This is a genomic window from Kitasatospora sp. NPDC058046 (genome assembly GCF_042885595.1).
In the GTDB taxonomy this organism is placed as follows: Bacteria; Actinomycetota; Actinomycetes; order Streptomycetales; family Streptomycetaceae; genus Kitasatospora.
This window is the reverse complement of the sequence record NZ_JBHVRS010000023.1, coordinates 1-20,582: the sequence shown is the minus strand read 5'-3', so window position 1 is coordinate 20,582 and position 20,582 is coordinate 1. Positions and strand designations below refer to the sequence as shown.

28 protein-coding genes and 1 pseudogene are annotated in these 20,582 nt (G+C 71.7%); 3 read left to right on the top strand and 26 right to left on the bottom strand.

Annotated features, from left to right (window positions below):
- Positions 1-141 precede the first annotated feature (141 nt).
- From ACFVU7_RS35235 to ACFVU7_RS35180, 12 genes are all read right to left on the bottom strand, one after another.
- Positions 142-477: a single-stranded DNA-binding protein gene (locus ACFVU7_RS35235; RefSeq protein ID WP_375875671.1), complete on the bottom strand. Its 336-nt coding sequence runs from the start codon at positions 475-477 to the stop codon at positions 142-144.
- Positions 474-1,025: a hypothetical protein gene (locus ACFVU7_RS35230; protein WP_388049332.1), complete on the bottom strand. Its 552-nt coding sequence runs from the start codon at positions 1,023-1,025 to the stop codon at positions 474-476. The genes ACFVU7_RS35235 and ACFVU7_RS35230 overlap by 4 nt, the downstream gene beginning before the upstream one ends.
- 8 nt (positions 1,026-1,033) lie before the next feature.
- Positions 1,034-1,618 (bottom strand): hypothetical protein, encoded by a 585-nt coding sequence (locus tag ACFVU7_RS35225; protein WP_388049329.1) that lies wholly within the window; start codon positions 1,616-1,618, stop codon positions 1,034-1,036.
- Between the two features lie 81 nt (positions 1,619-1,699).
- The gene (locus ACFVU7_RS35220; RefSeq protein WP_388049327.1) at positions 1,700-1,984 is read right to left on the bottom strand and encodes a hypothetical protein; all 285 of its coding nucleotides are present in this window, start codon (positions 1,982-1,984) and stop codon (positions 1,700-1,702) included.
- Between the two features lie 103 nt (positions 1,985-2,087).
- A complete protein-coding gene (locus ACFVU7_RS35215; protein ID WP_388049324.1) occupies positions 2,088-2,528 on the bottom strand; it encodes a hypothetical protein in 441 nt (146 codons plus the stop codon).
- A complete protein-coding gene (locus ACFVU7_RS35210; RefSeq protein ID WP_375875666.1) occupies positions 2,525-2,881 on the bottom strand; it encodes an HU family DNA-binding protein in 357 nt (118 codons plus the stop codon). Before ACFVU7_RS35210 ends, ACFVU7_RS35215 begins: the two co-directional genes overlap by 4 nt.
- A gap of 86 nt (positions 2,882-2,967) precedes the next feature.
- Entirely contained in the window at positions 2,968-3,198 is a 231-nt protein-coding gene (locus tag ACFVU7_RS35205) for a hypothetical protein (RefSeq protein ID WP_375875665.1), read from the bottom strand.
- A 61-nt stretch (positions 3,199-3,259) separates the two neighbouring features.
- Positions 3,260-3,862 carry a hypothetical protein gene (locus ACFVU7_RS35200; RefSeq protein ID WP_388049322.1) on the bottom strand — a complete coding sequence of 201 codons (603 nt, stop codon included), beginning with the start codon at positions 3,860-3,862 and terminating at the stop codon, positions 3,260-3,262.
- Between the two features lie 152 nt (positions 3,863-4,014).
- Positions 4,015-4,980, bottom strand: a complete 966-nt coding sequence (locus ACFVU7_RS35195) for a LysM peptidoglycan-binding domain-containing protein (RefSeq protein WP_388049319.1) — start codon at positions 4,978-4,980, stop codon at positions 4,015-4,017.
- A 115-nt stretch (positions 4,981-5,095) separates the two neighbouring features.
- The gene (locus tag ACFVU7_RS35190) at positions 5,096-5,638 is read right to left on the bottom strand and encodes a hypothetical protein (RefSeq protein ID WP_375875662.1); all 543 of its coding nucleotides are present in this window, start codon (positions 5,636-5,638) and stop codon (positions 5,096-5,098) included.
- A gap of 244 nt (positions 5,639-5,882) precedes the next feature.
- The gene (locus ACFVU7_RS35185) at positions 5,883-6,971 is read right to left on the bottom strand and encodes a hypothetical protein (RefSeq protein WP_375875661.1); all 1,089 of its coding nucleotides are present in this window, start codon (positions 6,969-6,971) and stop codon (positions 5,883-5,885) included.
- A 180-nt stretch (positions 6,972-7,151) separates the two neighbouring features.
- Positions 7,152-7,679 (bottom strand): hypothetical protein, encoded by a 528-nt coding sequence (locus tag ACFVU7_RS35180; protein ID WP_375875660.1) that lies wholly within the window; start codon positions 7,677-7,679, stop codon positions 7,152-7,154.
- An 848-nt stretch (positions 7,680-8,527) separates the two neighbouring features.
- On the opposite strand from ACFVU7_RS35180, the gene ACFVU7_RS35175 reads away from it, so the two are divergent.
- On the top strand, positions 8,528-8,671 hold the full coding sequence (locus ACFVU7_RS35175; protein ID WP_388049315.1) for a hypothetical protein: 144 nt from the start codon (positions 8,528-8,530) through the stop codon (positions 8,669-8,671).
- Between the two features lie 103 nt (positions 8,672-8,774).
- On the opposite strand, the gene ACFVU7_RS35170 is transcribed toward ACFVU7_RS35175, so the two are convergent.
- The 10 genes from ACFVU7_RS35170 to ACFVU7_RS35125 all read right to left on the bottom strand — a co-directional run bounded on the left by ACFVU7_RS35170 (position 8,775) and on the right by ACFVU7_RS35125 (position 15,383).
- A complete protein-coding gene (locus ACFVU7_RS35170) occupies positions 8,775-9,248 on the bottom strand; it encodes a hypothetical protein (RefSeq protein ID WP_117490269.1) in 474 nt (157 codons plus the stop codon).
- A 441-nt stretch (positions 9,249-9,689) separates the two neighbouring features.
- A complete protein-coding gene (locus ACFVU7_RS35165; RefSeq protein ID WP_147409209.1) occupies positions 9,690-10,160 on the bottom strand; it encodes a hypothetical protein in 471 nt (156 codons plus the stop codon).
- A gap of 99 nt (positions 10,161-10,259) precedes the next feature.
- Positions 10,260-10,853, bottom strand: a complete 594-nt coding sequence (folE, locus tag ACFVU7_RS35160) for a GTP cyclohydrolase I (RefSeq protein WP_375875657.1) — start codon at positions 10,851-10,853, stop codon at positions 10,260-10,262.
- Positions 10,850-11,584 (bottom strand): 7-carboxy-7-deazaguanine synthase QueE, encoded by a 735-nt coding sequence (locus ACFVU7_RS35155; RefSeq protein WP_375875656.1) that lies wholly within the window; start codon positions 11,582-11,584, stop codon positions 10,850-10,852. The genes folE and ACFVU7_RS35155 overlap by 4 nt, the downstream gene beginning before the upstream one ends.
- Positions 11,581-12,057 carry a 6-pyruvoyl tetrahydropterin synthase family protein gene (locus tag ACFVU7_RS35150; protein WP_375875655.1) on the bottom strand — a complete coding sequence of 159 codons (477 nt, stop codon included), beginning with the start codon at positions 12,055-12,057 and terminating at the stop codon, positions 11,581-11,583. The genes ACFVU7_RS35155 and ACFVU7_RS35150 overlap by 4 nt, the downstream gene beginning before the upstream one ends.
- Positions 12,054-12,413, bottom strand: coding sequence for a hypothetical protein (locus tag ACFVU7_RS35145; protein ID WP_117490258.1), 360 nt, complete (start codon positions 12,411-12,413; stop codon positions 12,054-12,056). Before ACFVU7_RS35145 ends, ACFVU7_RS35150 begins: the two co-directional genes overlap by 4 nt.
- On the bottom strand, positions 12,410-13,345 hold the full coding sequence (locus tag ACFVU7_RS35140; RefSeq protein ID WP_388049309.1) for a hypothetical protein: 936 nt from the start codon (positions 13,343-13,345) through the stop codon (positions 12,410-12,412). Before ACFVU7_RS35140 ends, ACFVU7_RS35145 begins: the two co-directional genes overlap by 4 nt.
- The gene (locus ACFVU7_RS35135) at positions 13,342-14,241 is read right to left on the bottom strand and encodes a hypothetical protein (RefSeq protein WP_388049308.1); all 900 of its coding nucleotides are present in this window, start codon (positions 14,239-14,241) and stop codon (positions 13,342-13,344) included. Before ACFVU7_RS35135 ends, ACFVU7_RS35140 begins: the two co-directional genes overlap by 4 nt.
- Complete coding sequence (locus ACFVU7_RS35130; protein WP_375875652.1) at positions 14,238-15,083, bottom strand: hypothetical protein; 846 nt, start codon at positions 15,081-15,083, stop codon at positions 14,238-14,240. Before ACFVU7_RS35130 ends, ACFVU7_RS35135 begins: the two co-directional genes overlap by 4 nt.
- Positions 15,084-15,152: 69 nt before the next feature.
- A complete protein-coding gene (locus ACFVU7_RS35125; protein WP_375875651.1) occupies positions 15,153-15,383 on the bottom strand; it encodes a hypothetical protein in 231 nt (76 codons plus the stop codon).
- 140 nt (positions 15,384-15,523) lie between these two features.
- Here ACFVU7_RS35125 and ACFVU7_RS35120 point away from each other — a divergent pair.
- Together ACFVU7_RS35120 and ACFVU7_RS35115 are read left to right on the top strand one after the other, a co-directional pair.
- Positions 15,524-16,345: pseudogene (locus ACFVU7_RS35120) on the top strand (IS5 family transposase); the annotation flags it as partial.
- A 46-nt stretch (positions 16,346-16,391) separates the two neighbouring features.
- On the top strand, positions 16,392-16,802 hold the full coding sequence (locus ACFVU7_RS35115) for a hypothetical protein (protein WP_388049304.1): 411 nt from the start codon (positions 16,392-16,394) through the stop codon (positions 16,800-16,802).
- Positions 16,803-16,941: 139 nt separating this feature from the next.
- Here the strand turns inward: ACFVU7_RS35115 and ACFVU7_RS35110 are convergent, their stop codons facing one another.
- From ACFVU7_RS35110 to ACFVU7_RS35095, 4 genes are all read right to left on the bottom strand, one after another.
- Positions 16,942-18,216 carry a hypothetical protein gene (locus ACFVU7_RS35110; protein WP_388049301.1) on the bottom strand — a complete coding sequence of 425 codons (1,275 nt, stop codon included), beginning with the start codon at positions 18,214-18,216 and terminating at the stop codon, positions 16,942-16,944.
- A gap of 80 nt (positions 18,217-18,296) precedes the next feature.
- Positions 18,297-19,520, bottom strand: coding sequence for a recombinase RecT (locus ACFVU7_RS35105; protein ID WP_388049299.1), 1,224 nt, complete (start codon positions 19,518-19,520; stop codon positions 18,297-18,299).
- 304 nt (positions 19,521-19,824) lie between these two features.
- A complete protein-coding gene (locus tag ACFVU7_RS35100) occupies positions 19,825-20,133 on the bottom strand; it encodes a hypothetical protein (RefSeq protein ID WP_388049296.1) in 309 nt (102 codons plus the stop codon).
- Between the two features lie 132 nt (positions 20,134-20,265).
- Entirely contained in the window at positions 20,266-20,436 is a 171-nt protein-coding gene (locus tag ACFVU7_RS35095) for a hypothetical protein (RefSeq protein WP_388049293.1), read from the bottom strand.
- Between the last annotated feature and the right edge of the window lie 146 nt (positions 20,437-20,582).

Genomic DNA, 20,582 nt, shown 5'->3' with positions numbered 1-20,582 from the left:
GCTCTCCTTCGTGCTGTGGTCCAGCCGGGGCCGGGGGTCGTCTATGTCTACCAGGGGCTGCGGGGGCTGGCGAACAGCGCGGCGTGCCCGCGCCCTGCGGGGCAGGGCACGGGCACGGACGCGGGGGCACGGGTTCGGGTCCTACAGCAGGGTGCCGATCGCATCGACGGTCAATTCGACCAGCAGGCGGGCGGCGCTCTCGCCGGGCGGCTGGTGCACGCGCTGGGTGAGGTGCCCGACCACGATGACGCGGTCGTTGGCCCGCAGTGTCTGCGCCGTCTTGTACGCGAGGTCCCGCCAGACGACGCAGCGCACGGTCAGCTGTTTGGTCTGCGGGTCGCGTGGCTGGCCGGGATTGGCGAGCTGCGGGCGCTGTAGCAGGGTGAACTTCGCCCGGGCGTGCGTGCCGGGCTCCTCGTAGAAGTCCGGGTCGCGCAGCAGGCTGCCGATCAGGGTGACGTGGTTGGGGAGGTTCACCGGCCACCGCCCCGGTGCGCGGCGTCCAGCTCGCGGGGGTCGGTGGCGGCTGCGGCGTCCAGGCAGCGGGCGATGCGCTGGAAGTGGCGGGCCGTCTCCATGGGGTGGGCGTCACGACGCGGCCACCGCGGCAGGTCCCCCAGAGGCAGGGCGAGGCGGTGGGCCTCCTGTCGGAGGCTGCCCACCCAGTCCGGCACTCCGAGGGGCAGCGCGCCGAGGCGGTGACACATGCGTCCGAGGACGAGGTGGTCGGAGTCCCCGCGCCACGACCACAGTTCGGGGCTGGCGGTGTCCTTGAGGAACCACCCGAGCTCGCAGGCGAGCCGGTCGCGGTTGCGAACAGCCGGGTCGCGGCGGTCGAGGCGGCCGTCGCACCACGACAGGTGGGCGAGGCCGGGTCCGACCGTCTGGGTGGGGTCGAGGCCGGCGCGCCCGATCGAGGCGTCGATGGCGTAGTAGGAAGCGCCGTCCTCGCGCAGGAGGGCGATGCTCACCGGGGTGACGGTCAGGCCGTCGTCCTGGTAGGTGGTGGCGATGAAGACGCGCATGGGTCCTCTCATCGGGTTGCAGCGGAGTGGCTGGCGCGCGGCGCAGCGGGCGGGCCGAGTTCGAGCGCCTGCATGCGCTGCTCGAGGCGGTCGGCGCAGCGCTCGTAGGCGTCGGTGATGGTGTGGTTGCGGTCGGCGGCGAGGTCGTCCAGGCACACGCGGATGTGCCAGGCGAGCAGGTCCTGCGGGGAGGTGTAGCGGGAGCGCGTGGCGGTGCGGTCGTCGCGGCGCACGTGCGCGGACAGGATGATCCAGCGGCCGGTGAAGGCGTAGTAGTGGATCCACAGGGTCCAGGGGCTGGTGCCGGGTTCGGCGTAGGCGAAGCGGACGTCGCCCCGGCCGGGGATCCATGTCCAGTCACCGTCTTGGGCGTCGCGGTGGATCGGGTCGCCGTCGGGGGCGAGGGTGGTGAAGCTGTCCGGGTGGACGTGCTGGAGGCCGGTGCCGTCGGGGGCGAGCAGGACGATGCACTCGTCTAGTCCGCCGAAGGGCCCGCCGGGGTGGCCGGCGCAGTCCTCGTTGGTGGTGACGGTGAAGATGCGGCCGTGCAGTTCGGTCTTGCTGCCGTGGTAGACGGCCCTGGTCGGTGTCACGGGTGTGCTCCTGCTCTGGTGACGGGGAGGGCGGTCGGCGCGGGCCCGGCGGCAGGGTGGTCCCTGCCGCCGGGCGGCTCGTCAGCCCTGCTGCGGGGAGGAGGAGTCGAGCGGCAGCTCGTTCCCGTCCGTCGCCGGGCTCCAGGCCGTGAGGTCGTCGGGGTGTACGTGGCTCAGCGCCAGTTCGCCGTCGTCGAGCAGGTCGTACAGGTGCTGCTGCGTCCCGTTCTCGTCGGTGTACGTGTCGTAGGTGCTCGTGCCTCGGCGGGTGGTGAGCATCCGGTGGTGCAGGTCCTCCACCCGCCCGAGGTACTCGACGGTCGTTCCGTCTGCCAGGGGCGGGTGGGTGCCGTTGCTGAAGGCCATCGTCGGTCTCTCCTAGGTCGGGCCGGGGGTTCGCGGTCCCCGGCTGGCAGGACCAGCCTCCCCCAAAAGTAGACCTAGGTCAATAAAATAATCTCAGGTTAATCTAGCTGGGCTCGGCGCGCTCCTCGGCGGCGGCCAGGTGCGGCGCCAGCGCCCGTTCGACCAGGCCTTGGACTGCGCACACCGCCTCGTTCCAGCCCTGCGCCCGCTCGTCGCCCCCTCGCTGCTGCCCGAGTTCGGCGATGGAGACGAGCGCGGCGAACATGGCCGACACCGGCAGGAGGACGACGCGGGTCGCCCCGTCGTGGCCGTGGATCGGCTCGACGTCGACGGCGCGGTCCCAGGCGACGGTGGAGCCGCGCTCCCCACGCCAGCGGGTAACGCCTGTGGATCCGGCGGCGGACGAGAAGATGCACCCCTCCGCGACCACTCCCGTGCCGGAGACGCCGGAGACGTCGATGTCGCGCTGCAGGATGTACGGGGTCGGCGGTTCGGGCTGGAACTGGGCGAGCAGTGCTGCCAGCCGCGCCGCGAGGCCGCTCATGCCGCACCTCCGGTCGAGGTGTGGGTGCCCTTGGGGTCCTTGCGGATCGCGCTACCGTCCTGCGGCACGCCCCGGCGGCCGTCGGCGAAGTCGCGGAACCGCGAGTGGGGGCGGAAGCGGGGGACTCGACGGGCCGGCACGACCATCGTGTCGCCGGTCTTGGGATTGCGGGCGGTCCGGCTCGCGAGCTCGACGGCCTCGAAGGTGCCGAAGCCGGTGACGGACACCGGCTCGCCGTCGACGACGGCGCGCACGATGACGTCGAGGACCGCTTCGACGGCGAGGGCGGCGGGTCGCCGGCCTCCGAGCGTCGGGGCGATGCGGTCGATGAGGACGCGCTTGTTGACGGTCATGGGTCTGGCTCCTGGATTCGGTGTTGGACCCCGGGCCGGGGACGGTGCGTGGTCACGTCGCCCGGCCCGGGGGGTCTACGGGGTGCCTACGCGGATCGGGGCGCGGGCACCGGGGTCGGGCCCGGGGAGGGCTGCGGCGAGCCCGTGGCGGGCTTGGCCGGGGCGGGGCAGGGCGGGTCGGCGGGCTGGGAGATGGTGACGGCCGGGGCCGGGGCCGGGGCGGGGCCGTCGGCGTTGCGGGCCACGGCGGCGCCGCTGATGCTTCCGAGCACCAGTCCGGCGAGGAGGGAGCCGACGAGCAGGGCGGTGCCGCGCATGGGCGGTGTCCTTTCGGGCGGGAGGCTGACCGGCCCCGCCGGGGGCGGGGCCGGTCAGGGGTCAGTGACTGGGGGTCGGGCGTCCGGGGGTGACCGGCGGGCTGGTCGGGGTCGGGTTCGGCCCGGGGGTCGGGCTGACCTCACCGGTCGGGGACGGGGACGGGTTCGGGACGCAGGCGCTCGGGCCGCCGGTCGGGGACGGGGTCCCGACCGACGGGGCGGTCTGCACGTGGGTGACCGTGACGGTCACGGTCGGGACGGGGGCCGGGGTGCCCTGCTCTCCGGGCTGCGACGGCAGGGCCGGGGCCGGGCTCAGCTCGGAGGCCACCGGGACGGCCAGCGCGGCCGGGGCGGCCTCCATGGCCGGGGTCAGGGTCGCCAGCGCGGGGGCCGGGGTCGGCAGCGCGGGGGCGGTCGGGGCCTCGGTGCCCAGCTGCGCCGGGGATGCCGTCAGGCTCGGCGCCACCGGGGTCTGGGCGGACTGGGCACCGGGGGCCGGGGAGGCCGCCGGGCGGCTCATCACCAGCGTGCCGGTGATGAACCCGGCCCCGGCCAGGCCGACGGCCGCCAGGGTCCGCAGGTCCAGGCGCAGGGTCACCGCCCGGCGGGGGCGGCGGGCTCCGTCCTCGGCGGGGGCCTCGGCGGGGGTGGTCTCGTTCGTCATCGGGCTATCTCCTTCGTCGGGCCGGGGGTTCGCGGTCCCCGGCTGGCAGGACCAGCCTCGCACAAAACAGACCTGAGTCAAATAATAATACTCCAGTAACTTTTAGTTCGGGGTGGACACTCAACGCGCCCGCCCCGCGACCGAGTTGACTCCTATCGACCCCGAAGCCCGTGGGCCGTCTGGTAGGCGTACAGCCACGTCAGCGGCCCGGCCAGCCCGTCCGCCGGCCCGAGGTCGCCCACGTAGTACTCCTGAAGCGCCTGCACCTTGCGCAGGTCCAGCTGCTCCATGTCCTCGCTCGGCCCGACCCGGTAGGGCGGGCCCCAGCCGCCCGCCTGGAGCCAGGTCTGCAACTGCTTCGCGTAGGGGCTGTGCGCGCCCAGTACGAAGTGCTCGCGCCCCGGGAACTGCGGGGCCGGGATCTGGAGCTGCTGGCCCACCTGGATCTGGTCCAGGTTGGCGATGCCGTTGAGCGCGACCAGCTGCGCCACGCCGGTCTCGAAGCACCCGGCGATCGCGCTGAGGGTGTCGCCGGACTGCACGGTGTAGACGCCGGCACTGTCCCCCGACGGCTGGGGGTCGGGCGTCCCGTCGCCGCCCCCGCCGCCGGGCCGGGGCGCGCCGCGCTGCACCCAGGCATACAGCTCGTCGCCGGGGCACGACGTCGGATAGCCGTCCTTGTGGCCGCGGACCTCGCCGCCGGCGCCGCCCTGCGCCCGGCAGTACTCGATGGCGTCCACCAGGCCGTCGAGCATCGCGTCGGTCGGCGAGGTGATCCCCGAGGTGCCGACCATCGAGCACACCGCGTAGTGCGCCCCGTTCAATGCCGGGTTGCCGTTCGCCCCGTTCCTGCGACCGAGGCCTCGCCCCTCGAACACGTACCCGTGCGGGCACACCATGAACGAGTACGCGATGTCGATCCAGTCTTCCTTCGGATCGTTGATGTGGGAGCGCTGGATGTCGCGCATGTGGCCGGCGCACCGGCCGTGGTCGCCCAGCAGGCCGCCGGGGACCGCCGAGCCCTCGTAGTGGATCTTGACGCCTCGGGTGGCGCCGATGCGGGTGTAAGAGCCGGTGGGCGCGGCGGCGCCCCACTCGGAGCGGGAGACGAGCTTCATCGGCTCGCCTCCCGCCCTCGGTCGGCCTGGTTGGTGGTCGGCACGGTTTCCTCCCCTGGTCGGGTTGGTTGGTGTGCCGGGACGCTAGGCCGGGCCGGTCGTTAAGGTCGCGCTGTCAGGCGGCGGGTGTCTCGGTCAACGCGCCGTCCTGGTAGCCGAATCGGCGCTCCCGCATCCGGTCACGCACTACAAACAGCGGGACCAGGCCGCCGCCCTCGGCGGGCACGGCGCCGACGAGGTAGCCGGACGCGATGACCAGCACCCATTCCTCGGGCTTCTCCTCGGTGAACCCGACCGGTATGGAGGCGTCCTCCGCGACGCGCCGCTCGCCGGCGCGGCGGGCGTGCGGCCGGGCGATGTGCGGGCACAGGGTGAGCGCGGCCTGCGCGCAGGCCTCGTGCATCGGCGGGTCCGAGTAGTGGCCCGCCTCCGCTGACATCGGGCCGCCGAGGAACGCGACCGGTCCCGCCAGCGGCTCGTCGCACAGCGAACACTGCTTCGCGAGGGCCAGCCGCAGGGCGGCCGTGCCGTTGAGGGTCACGAAGTCGACAACACCACCGTCGTGCATGTTGACGACGGGGATCGGTAGGCCTCGCTTCTCGTCACGCGGCCGGGCCGCCAGAGCGGGGGGCAGGTCGGGCAGGTCCTTGCTAGTCATCTCGTCCTCCGGGAGGCCCCGTTCGCGGCGGGGCTCGGCAACAGGAAGTCCGCCAGCGCCGGGGCCCGGCGGTGCCGGAGCGACACAACTCCGGCACCGCGCCCTCCCCGAAGGGGAAAGGAGGGCGGCCTGCTGCAACAGGCTCCGGCCCACTCCTGGCCTTCCCCGACGGGGACGAGGAGCGGGGCCCGGTGCCGGCGGACCCCACCACCCTCCCCACCCCGCCCGGAAGCGGACAACACCCTTACCTCAGAGGCCGGATGATGCCTTCGGGGGCGTGCCCGTCCTCATCGAGCAGGTCCTCCGACACCCAGTACGGCTCGATCAACCGCGAGTCGGAGAGCGTCTTCCCCGGCCCGTACCAGACGGTCTTCAGGTGCCCGCTCCGAAGGTGCGTGTACTGCCGCCACCCTCCTGCTGCGCCGCCTCCTCCGGTGCTCTGGGCAGCGCTGCGCCGCATCTCCTGGACTCGCACCCGGGCGGCCTTCAGGCGCGGGCCGAGCCGCCAGCCGAGGCGCAGGAAGGTGTCCGGCTTGTTCCATCGCCGCTGCTTGCCGGGTTTGGCGGCCTTGCCTCGCGGCACCGGCTGAACGATGTCCGCCTTCGAGGAGCACAGGTAGACGGCGACCTGAAGCGCCCGCGTCGCCAGCGCCTGCTCTGCCGCAGTCGGTTCCGTCCGACCGGCCTTGCGCGCGAGCCTCAACGCCAGGTCCTCGGCGGTGAACCTGTCGCCCGCCCTGGCCGGGATCGACAGGTGGCAGTACTCCAGCACCGGTGTCGTCCCACCAGGAGGCGGAGGCAGCGGAGTGCCGTCCTCGGCCAGCGGCTCGCAGATCACGGTCACGGCGACCTCGTCCATGCGATGGTCGCTGGTCAGGCACAGCAGCTTGTCCGGGTCGGTTCGCCCGCAGAAGAGGATCGCCAACAGCCGCCCCGGACCGGTCCCGCCGACACTGACCTCCATCGCGGGCGGCTCGGCGAAGACGACCATGATGTTCGGGATTCGCCCGAGGTTGCGGAACAGCTCGCCCGGCAGCGTGCCGAGCCGGTACGTCGTCAGCTCAGCAGCCATGTCCGGGTGCATCGCGGCGACGTTCTTCCCCCTCGCCCACAGCCGCCACAGCGCGGCCAGGGTGGCCGACTGCCGCACCTCGTACAGATTCAGCACGTCCTGCGGGATGCCGCTGAGCACGACGCCCCCGTTGATCGCGTAGTCCGGCAGCTCCCCGAGGCCGGCCTTGTGCAACACACGGTCGGCCGCTGTCAGCTCACCGACGACCCGCTCGGCTACCACGGCCGTGGCCCGGCCGAGTTCGATGTCCTTGCTCACCATGCGGGCTCCCCTGTCCCCCTTTGGGCCCATTTGGCCCGACTGCGCCCACACTCGCCAAGGGAGGGCAATCGGAACAACAGCCTTAAATGGCAAAGGAGTTGAAGAGCATGGCCTGCCCGGACATCCGAGCCGATCACGCACGGAACCGGCCCGCTCCCCTGGGAACGACAGACCCTCGCCTCAGCCCTCCAGGCCGTCCACCAGCTCCGCGTCGACCACCGCGGCGTCCTCCTCCAGCTCCGCCGCGAAGTCCTGCCGGATCTTGGCCAGCCGGACCGCCAGCCGCTCGACACCGGCCCCCTGGTCCACCGCGGCCGCCGACAGCTCGCCTCCGCCCGCCGGCGCGACCTCGATCCGAGCCTGCGCCGCCCGGCCGAACGTCTCCGGCGCCAAGCACGCGAGGAGGAACTGGGCCGCCCGCCAGTCCGGCTGAGCGAAGTCCCGCTCGACCTGCACGACCCGCTCGCCGGTCTCCGGATCGCGCACCGTCCGGGTACGCTCCCGCACCACGTGGCCGCCGCTCGCCGCCTTCCGTACGAGCAGCACCAACTGCGCCTTGCCCTCGCTGCGCGCGCGCGTGAACCTGTCGCGGAACTCGCAGAACACCTGCTCCCCGGACCGGGCACGCAGGCCAGCCTCCCGCCGCTGCTGCTCCTGCTCCCCGCGCTCCAGCCACCGATACACGGTGCTGGGATGAATGCCGGCCATCGGCGCCGCGTCACTGACCGGAACGCCCGCTCGCACCGCATCCAGGAGCCGTTTCTCTACCTCCGGATCGAGGGCGGGACGGCGACCGCGGCGGCTACTCACGAAACCGACCGTACGCGGAACCCCAGGTCAACGACTCGCCGAGAGCACCCGGGCCTGGAAACCGGGCCAGCGACCGGCCCGGGTTTCACACGCCTAATACTCTCAAGTTTTTGACCCCCACAGAGAGTCGAAAGTCCAGAAAATGCAGTTCTGGCACCTCAATTAAAGCATGCTTTCTGGCGCAATGGCCTGAACTCAGGCTCCAGAAATCGGCGCCAATGGCTTTGCCTGGACTCCTTGCACACCCCGCTTGGGGTGTGCGTCCATTAGCCCTTTCAGGCTAATCCGGCGCCCCGGGTGGAGCTCGCCGCCGGTCAAAGAGGCACCGCCGAGCGACGGCAGGGACCCTCCAGCATCGTAATAACGGGCCCGGTGCCGGGTCGAGGGAGCGGCGCCGACTTGGAGGAATGCAGGCCCACGCCCGACGGTCCCAGGATGACGATCAGGGACTCAATCGGGGGCCCACCCCCGCGCGGCAAGGGGGTCCTCGGATCGCCGACCGGGGCCCCAGCCTTTCGATGGCCTAAATCCATGAACCCGCCAGCTGGGGCGATTCGTATGACGACTTTCAGGATTTGGCGAGGCAACAGCCAAGTCCTAGGATCGGTGCGCGGATGCGAGCCGCCCTCGGGAAAGGGCGGCTCGCGTGTCCCGCTTTTCCGCACGCGTTTAGCAGAAATGGAACGATGCCCATGATGACACAGCCCAAAGGCTCCACGCCTCCGCCTTCCATGGCGGACCGGCCGGTGACCTGGCGGGACCTCGCGGTCTGCGGCCACGGCGCCCTGACCACGGCGAGCCTGCACCAGCAGTTCGGGTGGCCGACCGCCACCTCGGCGCTCATCGGGCTCACCGGCCCGGTGCTGTGGTCGATGCTCCGCCGGCGGTAGCAGGCCAGCGGCCGGACGCCGACCACCTACAAACGTTTGCATGTGGTGTCGAGCGAGGGTGGGCACCCCGTAAATTTACGGGGTGCCCACCCTGGCTGTTGGACTACTCCCAGCCGAGGGTGTCGACGATCTCGTCGTAGGCGAAGCCAGTGGCACCGCTGAACTCGAACGGCAGGGTCACCGCAGGCATAGTCACTCCGGTGGCCTCGCTCACGTAGAAGGTCCTGAGCGGCGCGCTCACGGTGCTCTGGCGGGTGCCATCGTCGTCCGCCCAGACGGTGACCACGAGGGCGTCGTCCGGCATGTCGGCCAACCGGACGCGCAGGAAGGCGACCCTGACGACACTCGTGTCCGCGACCGAGACGTGAGGCAGGGCGACCACAGGGACCTGCCGCCCGGACTCGTCGGGCACCGAGACCCTCACAGGCCATCCAAGCAACGAGCCCGCAGCCCCGTTGAGGCCACCGAAGTCGGCGGTGACGAGGTGTTCGTCCGGCAGCAGAGAAAGGTACTTGCGCAGGTCCCGCACACGCAGGACCTCGTCGGGCACCTCAAGGGGAACAGTCAGAACCGTCATGGTGGGTCTCCTCGACCTGTCGGCGACCGGGGTTCGCGGTCCCGGTCTGGCTCTGCCATCCTCCAGCCCCTCCAGCACCCATGGGAACAACTCACCTGCTAAATACAGGATTTGACTACCACGGGGCGGAGGTCCTCGACGTGTCCTACTGAGCCGACGCCGAGCGCGCCAGGCAGGTGGGCGGCGGTCACCGCGGTGTGCCGCGCGGGAACCGCAGTCCCGCGCTCGGATCAAGCTGTCGGCCGCCCTGGCTCGCATCGACCCACCGGCCCGCTCGTGTGGCTGCCGATCCGCCACCGGACGTTGGCCTGCGGCCGGGCGCCGGCCAGCAGTCGCACAACTGGCCACCTGCCACCCGCACCCCACACGAGGCGGCGACACGCCAGGGCCCCGGGCGCCTACTGCCAGCAGTAGGCGCCCGGGGGCCAGTGGCCTCTCCGGCTACTCCCAGCCGAGGTTGTAGGCGATCTCGTCGTAGGCCGTGCCGGTCGCGCCGCTGAGCACGGCGGGCAGCACGACCGCACGGATGGTGAGCCCGGAGTCCTCGTTGACGAGGTCGCCGAACTCGGGAGTGCCGACCGTTGTCTGGCGGGGGCCGTCTTCGGCCTCCCAGACCGCCACCACGAGCGCGTCCACGGGCAGGTCCGCGAGGAGCCCGTACAGGTGCGAGGCCGTCATGGCGTACTCGTCGTCCGCGCCGACCTGCGGGAGGCCGATCACGGGCACGCGTTGACCGGACTCGTCGCGCACCGCAGCCTTCACCGGCCAACCCAGCGGGACACGGACCGGGCCGCCCTGCCCGGGGCAGTCGGCGACAACCAGCAGGTCTCCGGGCAGCACCCCCAGGAACCCGCGGAGGTCGCCGACCCGCAGCACGGTGGCAGGCAGGTCAACAGGAACCCTAAGCAGCATCGTCGTCTCCTTGGTGTGGACGGCCGGGATTCGCGGTCCCGGCCTGGCCCTGCCATCCTCCCGTGGAACAGCCCGCTTGGGCACAACTCCCCTTCCGTGTCAGGCTGGTGGCGGCATGAGGGCGAGCACTTCGGCGCGACGGGCCAGGTCGGCGTGGAGCGCCCCGGTCAGGTGGGTGGTGACCATCGCGGCGCCGTGCGCGCGGGCGCCGCGCGCGGTCATACAGGCGTGCTGGGAACGGATCAGGCAGCCAGCGCCCTGGATATCAAGGTGCGCACCGAGGGCGTCGACGACCTGCTGGCCCAGTCGCTCCTGGACCTGTGGCCGGGCCGCGAACTCCTGGACGAGCCGGGCGAGCTTGGACAGGCCGACGATGCGGGCTCCCGGGGTCGGCAGGTAGGCGACGGCGGCCCGGCCTGTGAACGGCAGCACGTGGTGCTCGCAGAGGGCGGTAAACGGCACGTCGACGGCGGCGATCAGCCCTGCCCGCTCTCCTTCCGGGGGGAAGGTGACGGCGAGGTGCCGGGCCGGATCCAGGCGCACGCCGGCGGTCAGCTCGGCAAGGGCCTTCGCCATGCGGCGCGGGGTGGCCGCGGTGGACTCGGTGTCGCACGGGATGCCGAGGGCGGCGAGCAGGCCGGCGGCGTGCTCGGCCGCGCGCGCCAGGTCGGCGGTGTTGGCAGGGGTGGTCATCGGTTGCGTTCTCCAGGCCACAGCAGCACGTGCTGCCGCATCGTCAGGTTCCAGTTGCGGGCGATCACGTCGTCGGCCAGGGCCCGGGCGACCTCGATGGTGCGCTCGGCGGTGGTCCCTTCGGGCATCACCCAGGTCGCGTGCGGGGGAAGGCAGAAGCGCTCAACCAGAGCGGCGATCTCCTCCAGGTCGTCCGGGCCGGCGGCGACGAACTTGAAGCGGGCGCGGCCACGGTGGGCGAGGTCCGCGAAGACCTCCAGGGCGTCCGGCTTGATCCGCCGTTCTTCCGGCATGCCGGAGTTCGACAACTTGGCGCTGACGTTGAAGGTCAGCCGCGGTACGCCGAGGCTGACGGGCTGCGGCGCGAGGGTGCCGTTGGTCTCGATCTCGACGCGGCGGGTGGTGTAGCGCAGCACGGCCATCAGCGAGCGCCAGGCGTCGGTGCGCTGGTGGAGCAGCGGCTCGCCACCGGTGATGACGATGATCGCGTGCGGGTGCCCGGCTGCCCACTCGGCGAGCTCGACCACCGGGACGCGGCCGATCTCCTTGCGCAGGTCGTACCGCTTGCCGTCCCAGGTGTACGGGGTGTCGCACCAGTCGCAGGCCAGGTTGCAACCGCCCAAGCGCAGGAACAGGGCCCGCTGGCCGGCGGTCGGCCCTTCTCCCTGGATGGTGGGCCCGAAGGTCTCGGCGACGGGCAGGCCGGCGTCCGGCAGGACGAGGGCGCTCACGGAGCCACCGCCGTCCAGGAGGCGGCGTTGACGGCGGTCTCGGACACGCCGACGTGGGAGACGTACGCCCCTGCGGCTCGGGGCAGGGTGTGCAGGGCCTCCGTGGCGACGCGGCCGAGCAGCTCGGCGACGGCCTCCACGCTCGGCCAGCCGAGGCCGGCGGCGTGCTGCTCCTGCTCGGTCGGATCCTCAGCACCGAAGCGGAACAGCTTGCTGCCCTGCCCGGCGAGGACGGGGGCGAGCGGGTCGCTGGCCCCGAGCATGGCGCCGTGGTCGAGGAAGCTGTCGATCCACGTACGCAGGGCCCGCTTGAACGCGCCGAACTCCACAACGGTGCCGGCCGCGAGCACCGGGGCGGTCACAGTGACCTCGACCACCCAGGAGTGCCCGTGCAGGTTCTCGCACTTCCCTGCGAGGTGCGGCAGCCGGTGTGCCGTCTCGAAGTTGTGGCGGACGGTGACGGCGTGGCTCACAGCTGCTCCCCCGAGTCCCCCAGGTGCACGACCGCGCCGGCTTCGCCGTCCTCGGAGACGGCGACCATCGTCGCCCTCAGGCCGGCGCTCCTGACGTGGTCGGCGAGGGTGCGAGCCAGGGTCTCGCACGAGGCCGGCCCGCACTCCCGGGCGCCCGGGCCCCACCAGCCGCGGATCAGGTCGCCGAGGTCGTGGAACTCGGTGTCGCGGTCGTCGTGGGCGACGGCGACGCCGACCGTGATGTGGAACAGGTGCCGGTGCCGGGCCCGCAGGTAGGAGCGGTGGTCGGGCGCGGCAGGCCAGTAGTGGAATCCGGGCAGCTCGACTTTGGCCCAGACGGTGGCAGGTGGCTTCACGAAGATCGTGCCTCCGGTTCGGTGAGGAGCGGGTAGGACGGCTGCCCCAGCAGCTCGTCGCGGGTGGTGCGGGCGAGCCGCCACACGGCGGTGGTCGCCGAGACGGTCTGCGCGCACATCAGGCAGCAGGCGGTACGGCCGCGGGTGGGGTGGGCCGGCTGGTCGAGGTCGTACGTGAATCCGCGGCCCAGTTCGCCGACGCGCCGCAGCAGCGCGGAGTCGATGCGGACCTTGGGCCAGCGCAGCGGGCCGATCCAGGTCGAGGAGTCGCAGGAGTCCGGCGGGACGGCCAGGCACCATTCATTGACCGTCAGGCCGAGGACGTGCACCCACAGGTCGGGGTACTGGCGGTGCCGTTCCCAGAGGGTGTGCAGCAGGCGCAGCCGCACCGGCGCCGGTGCCTGGACCACATTGCCGAAGCAGATCCGGTCGTACTGCTCGGCCAGCTCATCGAAGTAGTCCCAGCCGTCCACGAGCGGGTGGTAGACGGGGATCGGCGCGAGGCCTTCGTCCTCGAGGCGGGTGCGGGTGCGGATCTTGTTGTCCCGGCCGCCCTGGTCCAGCTCGATGTAGCCCCACAGCCGCTCGCCGTGGCGCTGCACCAGCTCGACGTACCGGGAGTACAGGTCATCGAACCCGTCGATCTCCTCCGGGGCCAGGCGCAGGGCCTCGTCCATGGAGACGCCGTGGGCCCGCTTGTACTGGTTGGTGAGCCAGAAGATCCCGGAGTCGAGCAGGACGCGGTGTCCGGCGTCCAGCAGCTTGACCAGGCGCCGCTCGTGGCCGGCGGTGAGCAGGTCGTTGGTGGCGAGCAGCACGTGGTGCGGGTAGTGCTCGGAGTCTCCGGCGGCGAAGTACAGGTGCCGGTCGGCCGGGTCGAACGTGCCGCCGCCGGTGCGCTTCACCGCAGCGGGCTGGAGGCTCGGGCTCACTGCTGTGCCCCTTCCAGCGCGGTGCCGTCGGGGGCGCCAGTCAGCTCCTGGACGCGGTGGGCGGCGTGCCTCCAGCAGGTGCCCAGCGCCGTTGCGGCGTCCGCGCACAGCCGGGCGGCGGCCTGGTAGGAGGCGCTGTCGCCGGGGGCGTAGCGGAAGCCGGCGGGCAGGTTGCCGACGCGGCGCAGCATCGCGGTCTCGATCCTCTGGTGGTTCCAGCGCAGCGGGGCCAGCCAGGACGAGGAGTCGCAGGAGTCCGGGGCCAGCGGCAGGCACCACTCGTTGGCGGTCAGGCCGAGCGCGTGGATCCACAGGTGCGGGTGTTTCTGGCGGCGTTCCCAGATGGTGTGGAGCAGGCGCAGCCGCACCGGGGCAGGGGCTTGCACGATGTTGCCGACGCAGATCCGGTCGTACTGCTCGGCCAGCTCGTCGAAGTAGTCCCAGCCGTCCACGAGCGGGTGGTAGACGGGGATCGGCGACAGGCCGAGGTCGTGCAGGGCTCGGCGCTGCGCCCGTTTGTGCAGCAGGCCGCCTTGGTCCAGCTCGATGTAGCCCCACAGCCAGTCGCCGTAGGTGCGGGCCAGGTAGACGTACCGCTCGCGCAGTTCCGCGAACCCGTCGATCTGCTCCGGGGGGAGCGACAGGGCCTCGTCCATCGAGACGCCGTGGGCGCGGCTGTGCCGGTTGGTGAGCCAGAAGACCCCGGAGTCGAGCAGCACCTTGCATCCGGCGTCCAGCAGGTCGCGTAGCCGCCGTTCCTCGGCGTCGCCCATCACCTCGTTGACGGCCGTCAGCACGTGCGGGCCGGCGTTGAACTCGCCGCCGCCTGCGGTGAAGTAGATGGGCCGCTCCGACCGGTCGAAGGTGCCACCGGCGGTCGGCAGGGCGGTCGTCACGACTCGTCCCGGAGCGTGGGGGTCTGGCCGCTGATCCGCTCCCACTTGTCGAGGAGGTGACCGGCCAGGTAGCGCTCGGGCTGCACCATCACCAGGCGTCGGCCGACGGCCCGGTCCGCGAGCGGGGCGAGCGGGGTGGGGTAGGGCAGGAAGAGGCTGCCCTCGATGAGCAGGGGGGCCCACTGCGGCCAGCCGTCGAAGACCTCGGCGACGACGAGGCGGTGGTCGCCGAGTTCCCACACCTGGCCGGTCTCGACCTGGTGCTCGGGCTCGCCGACGGTGACGCCGGCCAGGGCCAGGAGGTCGCCGCGGTTGATCTGCTCGGGCTCGGCAGCGCCGTCGTCGTCCGCATCGCTCGTGTCGTCGGCTTGGCCGCCCGCGGCGACGTCTTCGAGCATGGCGTCGATCTGGGCGTGATCGAAACCGGTGGCGGCGAAGAGCGCCGGGTCGACCTGCTCCAGGTCGGAGAGCATCGCCGCAAGGCCCTCGCCGTCCCAGCCGCCCACGGTGGTCAGCTGGTTGGAGGCGATCAGGTAGGCCTCGGCGTGGGCGTCGTCGCGGGATGCCCAGCCGCGCACCACGGGGACGGTCCACGTGCCGTCGGCGGTGACGACCACCCCGTCCGGGGCCGGCTTCCCCGCGTCGCGGCGGCGCGCGAGGGTCTCGTAGCGGCCGTGTCCGGCCACCAGCCGGTCAGTGCGTTCGTCCAGCAGGCCGGGCTCGGTGAAGTCGAACTGCTCGACGGAGCGATCCAGCCCGTCGTCGTCGTGCCCTTTCGGGTTGCGGGCGGCGGGCCGGATCTCGTCCAGCGGCACGTAGTCGATGTAGCGGGGGGCTGCCATGAGCGGGGAACCTAGGCGGCCGCCCGGGGTTAGGTCGCGTCGAGCAACTTCCGGCGCTGGGGTCGGGGTTCAGCCTCCGACCGGACGGCCGAGGGGCCGGTGCAGGTACCGGGCTCGGATCGGGCCGAACGGGCTGAACGGATCACCGAACTCGGCGACCATCTGCTCGTAGATCGGTGCGCCGAGGTCTCCGGAGGGCCGCACCGGCACGAGGTACGCGGCGGGCTGAAGGGCGGGCGACTGCCGGGAGAACCAGGGCGAGCGCGGGACGCCTGGGGCGGGATCGTGCGGGCTGGTCACGGTGTTCCTCTCAACTGGCCTGTGATGGCCGGACGTTAGAGGGTGTTCTGCGAGTCTTGGGTGGTTCTCGCAGTCCTTGACGGCAGGTTGTCCGGTTCCGGTACTTCACGGCGGGCCGTCGGCGCGGTGTGCTGACGGATGTGGGTGAGCGTCCTGCGTACCCGAGCGACCTGTCGGATGAAGCCTGGGAGCTGATCCGGCCGGTCCTCACCGCGTGGAAGGCGAGGCATCCCTCGGTCAGCGGCCATGCGGGCCGGTACGAGATGCGGGAGATCGTGAACGCGATCCTCTACCAGGCCCGCACCGGATGCCAGTGGCGCTACCTGCCCCACGACCTGCCACCCAAGAGCGCGGTGTACTACTACTTCGGTACATGGCGTGACGACGGGACCGCCGAGACCATCCACGACCTGCTGCGCTGGCAGGTCCGCGAAAGCCGCAGGCGACACGAGGACCCCACCGCGGTCGTCCTGGACTCCCAGACCGTGCGGGCCTCGACGAACGCGCCGAAGGAGACGACCGGACTGGATCCCGGCAAGAAGAGCCCGGGACGCAAACGGGGCATCGCCACCGATGTACTCGGCCTGGTCATCGCCGCCGTCGTGGTCGCGGCGAGCGTCCACGACAACGCGATCGGCATCGCGCTGCTGGACAAGGTCGCCCGGAGCGCGCCGACCGTGACCAGGGCATGGGCGGACGCCGGGTTCAAGAACGCCGTGGTCGAGCACGGCGCCGCCCTTGGCATCGATGTGGAGATCGTCCGGCGTGATCCCGGCGCACGCGGGTTCACACCCGAGCCCAGACGGTGGGTGGTCGAGCAGACCCTGGGCACCCTCATGCTCCACCGCAGGCTCGCACGTGACTACGAGGCGAAGCCGGCCAGCTCGGTGGCGGCGATCCACTGGTCCATGACCGACGTGATGCTCCGACGCCTCACCCGCGCCGCCACCCCGACCTGGCGTGACCCGCCACCCTGGCATCCACCACCTGTGACCGGCAGGAGCATCGATGAGGGAACTCCTGGACAAAATCGAGTCCCGGCAACGGCTCGTCCGCGAGACAGTCGAACAACTGCGTGAGCGGATCGCCCGTCTCACCGAACAACTCGCGGCCGCCGAAGACACCTTGAAGCGTCTTGAGATCACCCGGGAGACCATCCTGGAACTGGCGGCCGAGACCGGCACAGAGCCGCCCGAGGCGTTGCCGCCCGGATACCGCGCGATCCTGGCCGTCATCGAGGCATCGGAGGAAGGACTCCGGGCCAAAGACATCTGCCAGGCGATCGGCCTCGCCCCCGAGCCACGGCATATCGAAGGCACCCGCGCCAAGCTGAAACGCCTGGTCAGCCGCGGCATCCTCACCGAACCCGAGCCCGGCCTATTCGCCCTCACCAACCTGACACCAGCCGCCCTGACCTGAACTCCGGCGAAGCCTCACAGAACACCCTCTTAGATCAGGCGACGGACAGCGGGCCGCCTCAGCGTCCGGTGTGGACCTGGCCAGGCGCAGGCAGGGAGCGCCTGGCCAGGGGGACTGATGCGCGCAGGGTTTGGCGGCCTTACCGGCGTCCACGTGCCGGCGGGTCGCCGCGCTTGGCCGCGCGCACCCGGCGGACCTGGGTGCTGCCGCTCGTACGGGTCCGCTTGGTGGGGTAGTCGAGTTCGTGCAGTGCGGGGCGCTCGTTGGGCGGGTTGTCCCAGAACGCTTCGAGCTGCCGGACGCGTCCTTGATGGTCCGGTTCGGGGTCCTTGAGCCGTCCGGCGGTGCGCACGTACTCGTAGTCGCCGTAGGTGTCGGGCTGCACCCCGTCGAGCAGCGCCTTGGCGACGTTCTGCGCCTTCTCGGCGGCGGACTTCGCGGTGCGGTGCCGGTCGTACTCGCCGAGCGCCCATTCGACGTCGGACCTGTCGGTGACGAGGGTGTACGACTCCGGGGAACGGCCAGCGGCCTGGGCCTCTGCCATGCTCCAGCAGTCGGTGCGGGCCGGGCAGAACCGCTTGCAGATCACGTCGGTGCTCGGCCCGGACCTGTCCCGGGGCAGTGCGGTGCCCAGGTCGAGGGCCGTGGCGATCGCGGTCAACCGGCCGAGTGCGCGACGGGCGGCCTGCTCGTCGAAGGGCCGGGTGAACTCCTCGTCCGCGCCGCTCTTGCGCTCGAAGTAGACGATCCTCACCTCGGTCACCCGCTCGCCAGCGAGGTGCAGAGCAAGGGCGTACAGCTGTGTCTGGTCCCACTCGGTCTCGGGCGGGCCGTCGTCGCCGACCAGCGCCCACTTCCAGTCCCCGGCGGTCTTGTAGTCGTAGAGGACGCCGGTGACCGGGTCGTACTCGTCGTAGCGGCTCGGCCGGTCCAGGCCCGGCAGGGTGACGGACTGCTCGTACAGCCGCCAGGGGTAGAGGGCGCGCCGGCGGCGGGACACCGAGTCGTGGATCAGGGTTCCGGCCCGGGCCGCGCGCCGGTCCACGGGGGCCGGGGTGTAGCCGGGCGGCGGGTTCTCCCGGTACCAGATCGCGCGGCGGCAGGAGCTGGTGTCGGACGCGCCGATCGACCACTGGCCGGGCTTCTTGGGGCGGCGGGAGCGTCGGCGGCGGCCGGTGCGCTCGGATGCCGCGAGGTCGTCGCCGAGCCGGTTGTGGGCCGCCGCCTGGGCGCGTTCGAGGAGCACGTCGGCGGGGTCGCGGCGGTAGCGGGCGCAACTGGTGGCGGGGTGGCCGCCGGAGCGCTTCTGTCCCCGGTGCGCGTGCCGGGGCGCGCCGCACCGGCACGGAAGGGGGCTGGGCCCGATGAGGCGGGCGTCGGCGAGCGTACGGGCTCGCTCGATGGGGAGCTTCATGAGGTGTCCGTGTGGGCAGGCCCGCAGGACCGCGCGGTCGGGGCGCGGCCCTGCGGGTGGGGTGGCCGGGGAGAAGCGGGCTAGCCCTGACGGGCGTCCTCTCTGCCCCACACGGTGGTGTCGGGGTCGAGCCGGATCAGCAGGCCGCCGGCCTCGACGTGCTCGGCCGCCTCGGGGTGGGACCCCAGCGCGGCAAGAACGTAGGGGCGCAGCTCGGCGAGCAGGGCGGCAAGCTGCCCGCCAGTTACCTCGTCGAGGCTGGTCCCCGTCGCCTCCCGCCACCGGTGGGTGATCTTGTCGACGGTGCTGCCCATCACGGAGGCGTAGGCGTGCAGCTCACGGCGCAGCTCATCTGCGGTGGGCGGCTCGTCTTCCGGTCCGGCGGTCGGCTCGCCTGCCTCCGCGCCAGTCACCGGTGTGCCCTGCTCCGTGCTCTCCTCGGGGGCGGTGCGGGTGGAGGCGGTGACGACGGTGCCGGGGATCACCGTGCCCGGCTGCGCCTGGGCGCGGGCCGCCTTGCGACGCTGTGTCGAGTCCTCTCGAACCTGGTTGGTCTGGGCGGCGTCGGCCTGTTCCATCTCGGCGTGCTCGTAGATGTTGACGAACTCGCGGGGGAAGGCCACCCGCCACGCCTGGGCCTCGGCCACCTTGCCGATCATGTGGACGCCCATGGTCGGCCACAGCCCCGAGAGCACCTTCTGCCCGGTCCGTTCGCCGCGCACCCACTCGTCCTTGGTCACCGCGAACTCACTGAACAGGGCCACGGCCTGACTGACTGTCGGGTCACCGGCGATGCTGTAGTGCTCGATGCGGCACATCGCGGCGGCGGGCAGTCCGGGAGCGAGCCACACCTCCACCCATCGGCGGCGGTTGATCCCGTCTTCGCCCTGGATCCACCATGCGGGGTCGGTCTCGGGACCGGTCCAGAACGGGCCGATGCGGCGGATGAAGCGTCCGCTCCGTTGCCCGATGTGCCGGAAGCCGTCGATCCCGGTCTGCGCGGTGTAGTAGATCTCGTCCTGGCCGAACACCTTGCGCTTGCGCGGGATGTAGTAGATCTCGCGGCGGAAGGGGTCCAGACCGGTGCTCTTGCAGATGTGGAAGAACGTGACCTGCTCAGCCATCGGGGCGTCCTTGAGGCCGATGGTGGCTATCGCCGCGCGCTGGGCCTTCGTCCAGAACCGCTGTTCGCCGGTGATCTCGAGGACCTGGTCGGCCGTCTCGATGGTCATCTCCGCGCGGTTGTCCGTCAGCGGAGTGACCTGCTCGGACACGGGCTGGGTCTGCTCTGTGGGTGCTGTCACCTCAGGGTGCCTTCCTTGTCTCCGTGGCGGCACCGGGGTTCGCAGGCCCCGGTGTGGCTGCCTGCCTCCACCCTCCCGCTACCGGCGTGCACGTGGGAACACCCACCACGTGGCCAAATCGGCTGCGGAGAAGGGAGATTAGGAAGTGTGGCCGCCGGGCCCGCGGGTTGCGAATCCGCCCGGGTCCGCGTGCTCCCCTTGATAGGAGACAGCCCCGAAGGGCTTGTTGCCAGAGCACGCGGTCGGTCGGCCCGGCGGCCACATCATCACTCTAGGGTAGCGCCGGCCGCAGACACAGGGCCCGCTACCAGCCGGACCGACGGTCCGGGGCCGTCGCACGCTCCAGCGCTCCGGCACCGGCGTACTGCCACAGCCCGTCGTAGAACGTCTTGGACGCCACGACGGCGAGGGCGACGGTGGTCAGGGCGGTCTGAACATGGGCAATGTCCCCGCGGGCGAGGACGGTGACGATGCCGACGGTCGCGGACGCCACGGTGCCGATGAGGGTGCGTACCCCCTTGCTCCAGTCGGGCTGCTGGATGAGCGAGGTCGCCCAGGGAGTGAGGGCGCCGAGCAGCAGGCCCCACGCCTCGGTGTCGGTGAGGATGTTCACGGTCGTCTCCGGTGGTCTGTGGGGCGGGGCGGGTGGTTCACAGCGGCCAGGTCGCGGCGATCGCGGCGCCGGCCGCGGCCAGGTAGCCGGCGGTGAACCGGTAGCGGGCCAGCAGGGGGCCGGTGCGCGGGGCTACTCCCGTGGCGGCCGCTCGTCCCTTGACAGCACGGCCGGTAGCCCCGCGAGTGTCAGGCCCGTGATGATCACGCTCGGGTCGACCGGCGGCGTCCACGCCTCCCTCACGATCACGACCGCTCCGATCAGGAACAGGACCAGGTCCCGGACCGTCTTCCAGTGCGCCATGAGGCGCCTTGTCGTATCCCCGATTCAGTCGGGAAGAATTCGGAGGGAGGTTCTTGGGTCTGATGGCTTACCCGATCCGGAAACGGTGACGGGACCAGAGCATGCCAGGAAAGCGATAACCAGGCTCAGGTATCGGAGATGGGGTA

Excerpts from the sequence above, each read along its gene's own strand:
- ACFVU7_RS35185 (WP_375875661.1), bottom strand. The coding sequence starts at position 6,971 with ATGGTGAGCAAGGACATCGAACTCGGCCGGGCCACGGCCGTGGTAGCC.
- ACFVU7_RS35200 (WP_388049322.1), bottom strand. The coding sequence starts at position 3,862 with ATGACGAACGAGACCACCCCCGCCGAGGCCCCCGCCGAGGACGGAGCC.
- ACFVU7_RS35210 (WP_375875666.1), bottom strand. The coding sequence starts at position 2,881 with ATGACCGTCAACAAGCGCGTCCTCATCGACCGCATCGCCCCGACGCTC.
- ACFVU7_RS35190 (WP_375875662.1), bottom strand. The coding sequence starts at position 5,638 with ATGACTAGCAAGGACCTGCCCGACCTGCCCCCCGCTCTGGCGGCCCGG.
- ACFVU7_RS35115 (WP_388049304.1), top strand. The coding sequence starts at position 16,392 with ATGAGGGAACTCCTGGACAAAATCGAGTCCCGGCAACGGCTCGTCCGC.
- ACFVU7_RS35195 (WP_388049319.1), bottom strand. The coding sequence starts at position 4,980 with ATGAAGCTCGTCTCCCGCTCCGAGTGGGGCGCCGCCGCGCCCACCGGC.
- ACFVU7_RS35215 (WP_388049324.1), bottom strand. The coding sequence starts at position 2,528 with ATGAGCGGCCTCGCGGCGCGGCTGGCAGCACTGCTCGCCCAGTTCCAG.
- ACFVU7_RS35130 (WP_375875652.1), bottom strand. The coding sequence starts at position 15,083 with ATGGCAGCCCCCCGCTACATCGACTACGTGCCGCTGGACGAGATCCGG.
- ACFVU7_RS35230 (WP_388049332.1), bottom strand. The coding sequence starts at position 1,025 with ATGCGCGTCTTCATCGCCACCACCTACCAGGACGACGGCCTGACCGTC.
- ACFVU7_RS35180 (WP_375875660.1), bottom strand. The coding sequence starts at position 7,679 with ATGGCCGGCATTCATCCCAGCACCGTGTATCGGTGGCTGGAGCGCGGG.
- folE (WP_375875657.1), bottom strand. The coding sequence starts at position 10,853 with ATGACCACCCCTGCCAACACCGCCGACCTGGCGCGCGCGGCCGAGCAC.
- ACFVU7_RS35095 (WP_388049293.1), bottom strand. The coding sequence starts at position 20,436 with ATGGCGCACTGGAAGACGGTCCGGGACCTGGTCCTGTTCCTGATCGGA.
- ACFVU7_RS35220 (WP_388049327.1), bottom strand. The coding sequence starts at position 1,984 with ATGGCCTTCAGCAACGGCACCCACCCGCCCCTGGCAGACGGAACGACC.
- ACFVU7_RS35205 (WP_375875665.1), bottom strand. The coding sequence starts at position 3,198 with ATGCGCGGCACCGCCCTGCTCGTCGGCTCCCTCCTCGCCGGACTGGTG.
- ACFVU7_RS35165 (WP_147409209.1), bottom strand. The coding sequence starts at position 10,160 with ATGCTGCTTAGGGTTCCTGTTGACCTGCCTGCCACCGTGCTGCGGGTC.
- ACFVU7_RS35170 (WP_117490269.1), bottom strand. The coding sequence starts at position 9,248 with ATGACGGTTCTGACTGTTCCCCTTGAGGTGCCCGACGAGGTCCTGCGT.
- ACFVU7_RS35110 (WP_388049301.1), bottom strand. The coding sequence starts at position 18,216 with ATGAAGCTCCCCATCGAGCGAGCCCGTACGCTCGCCGACGCCCGCCTC.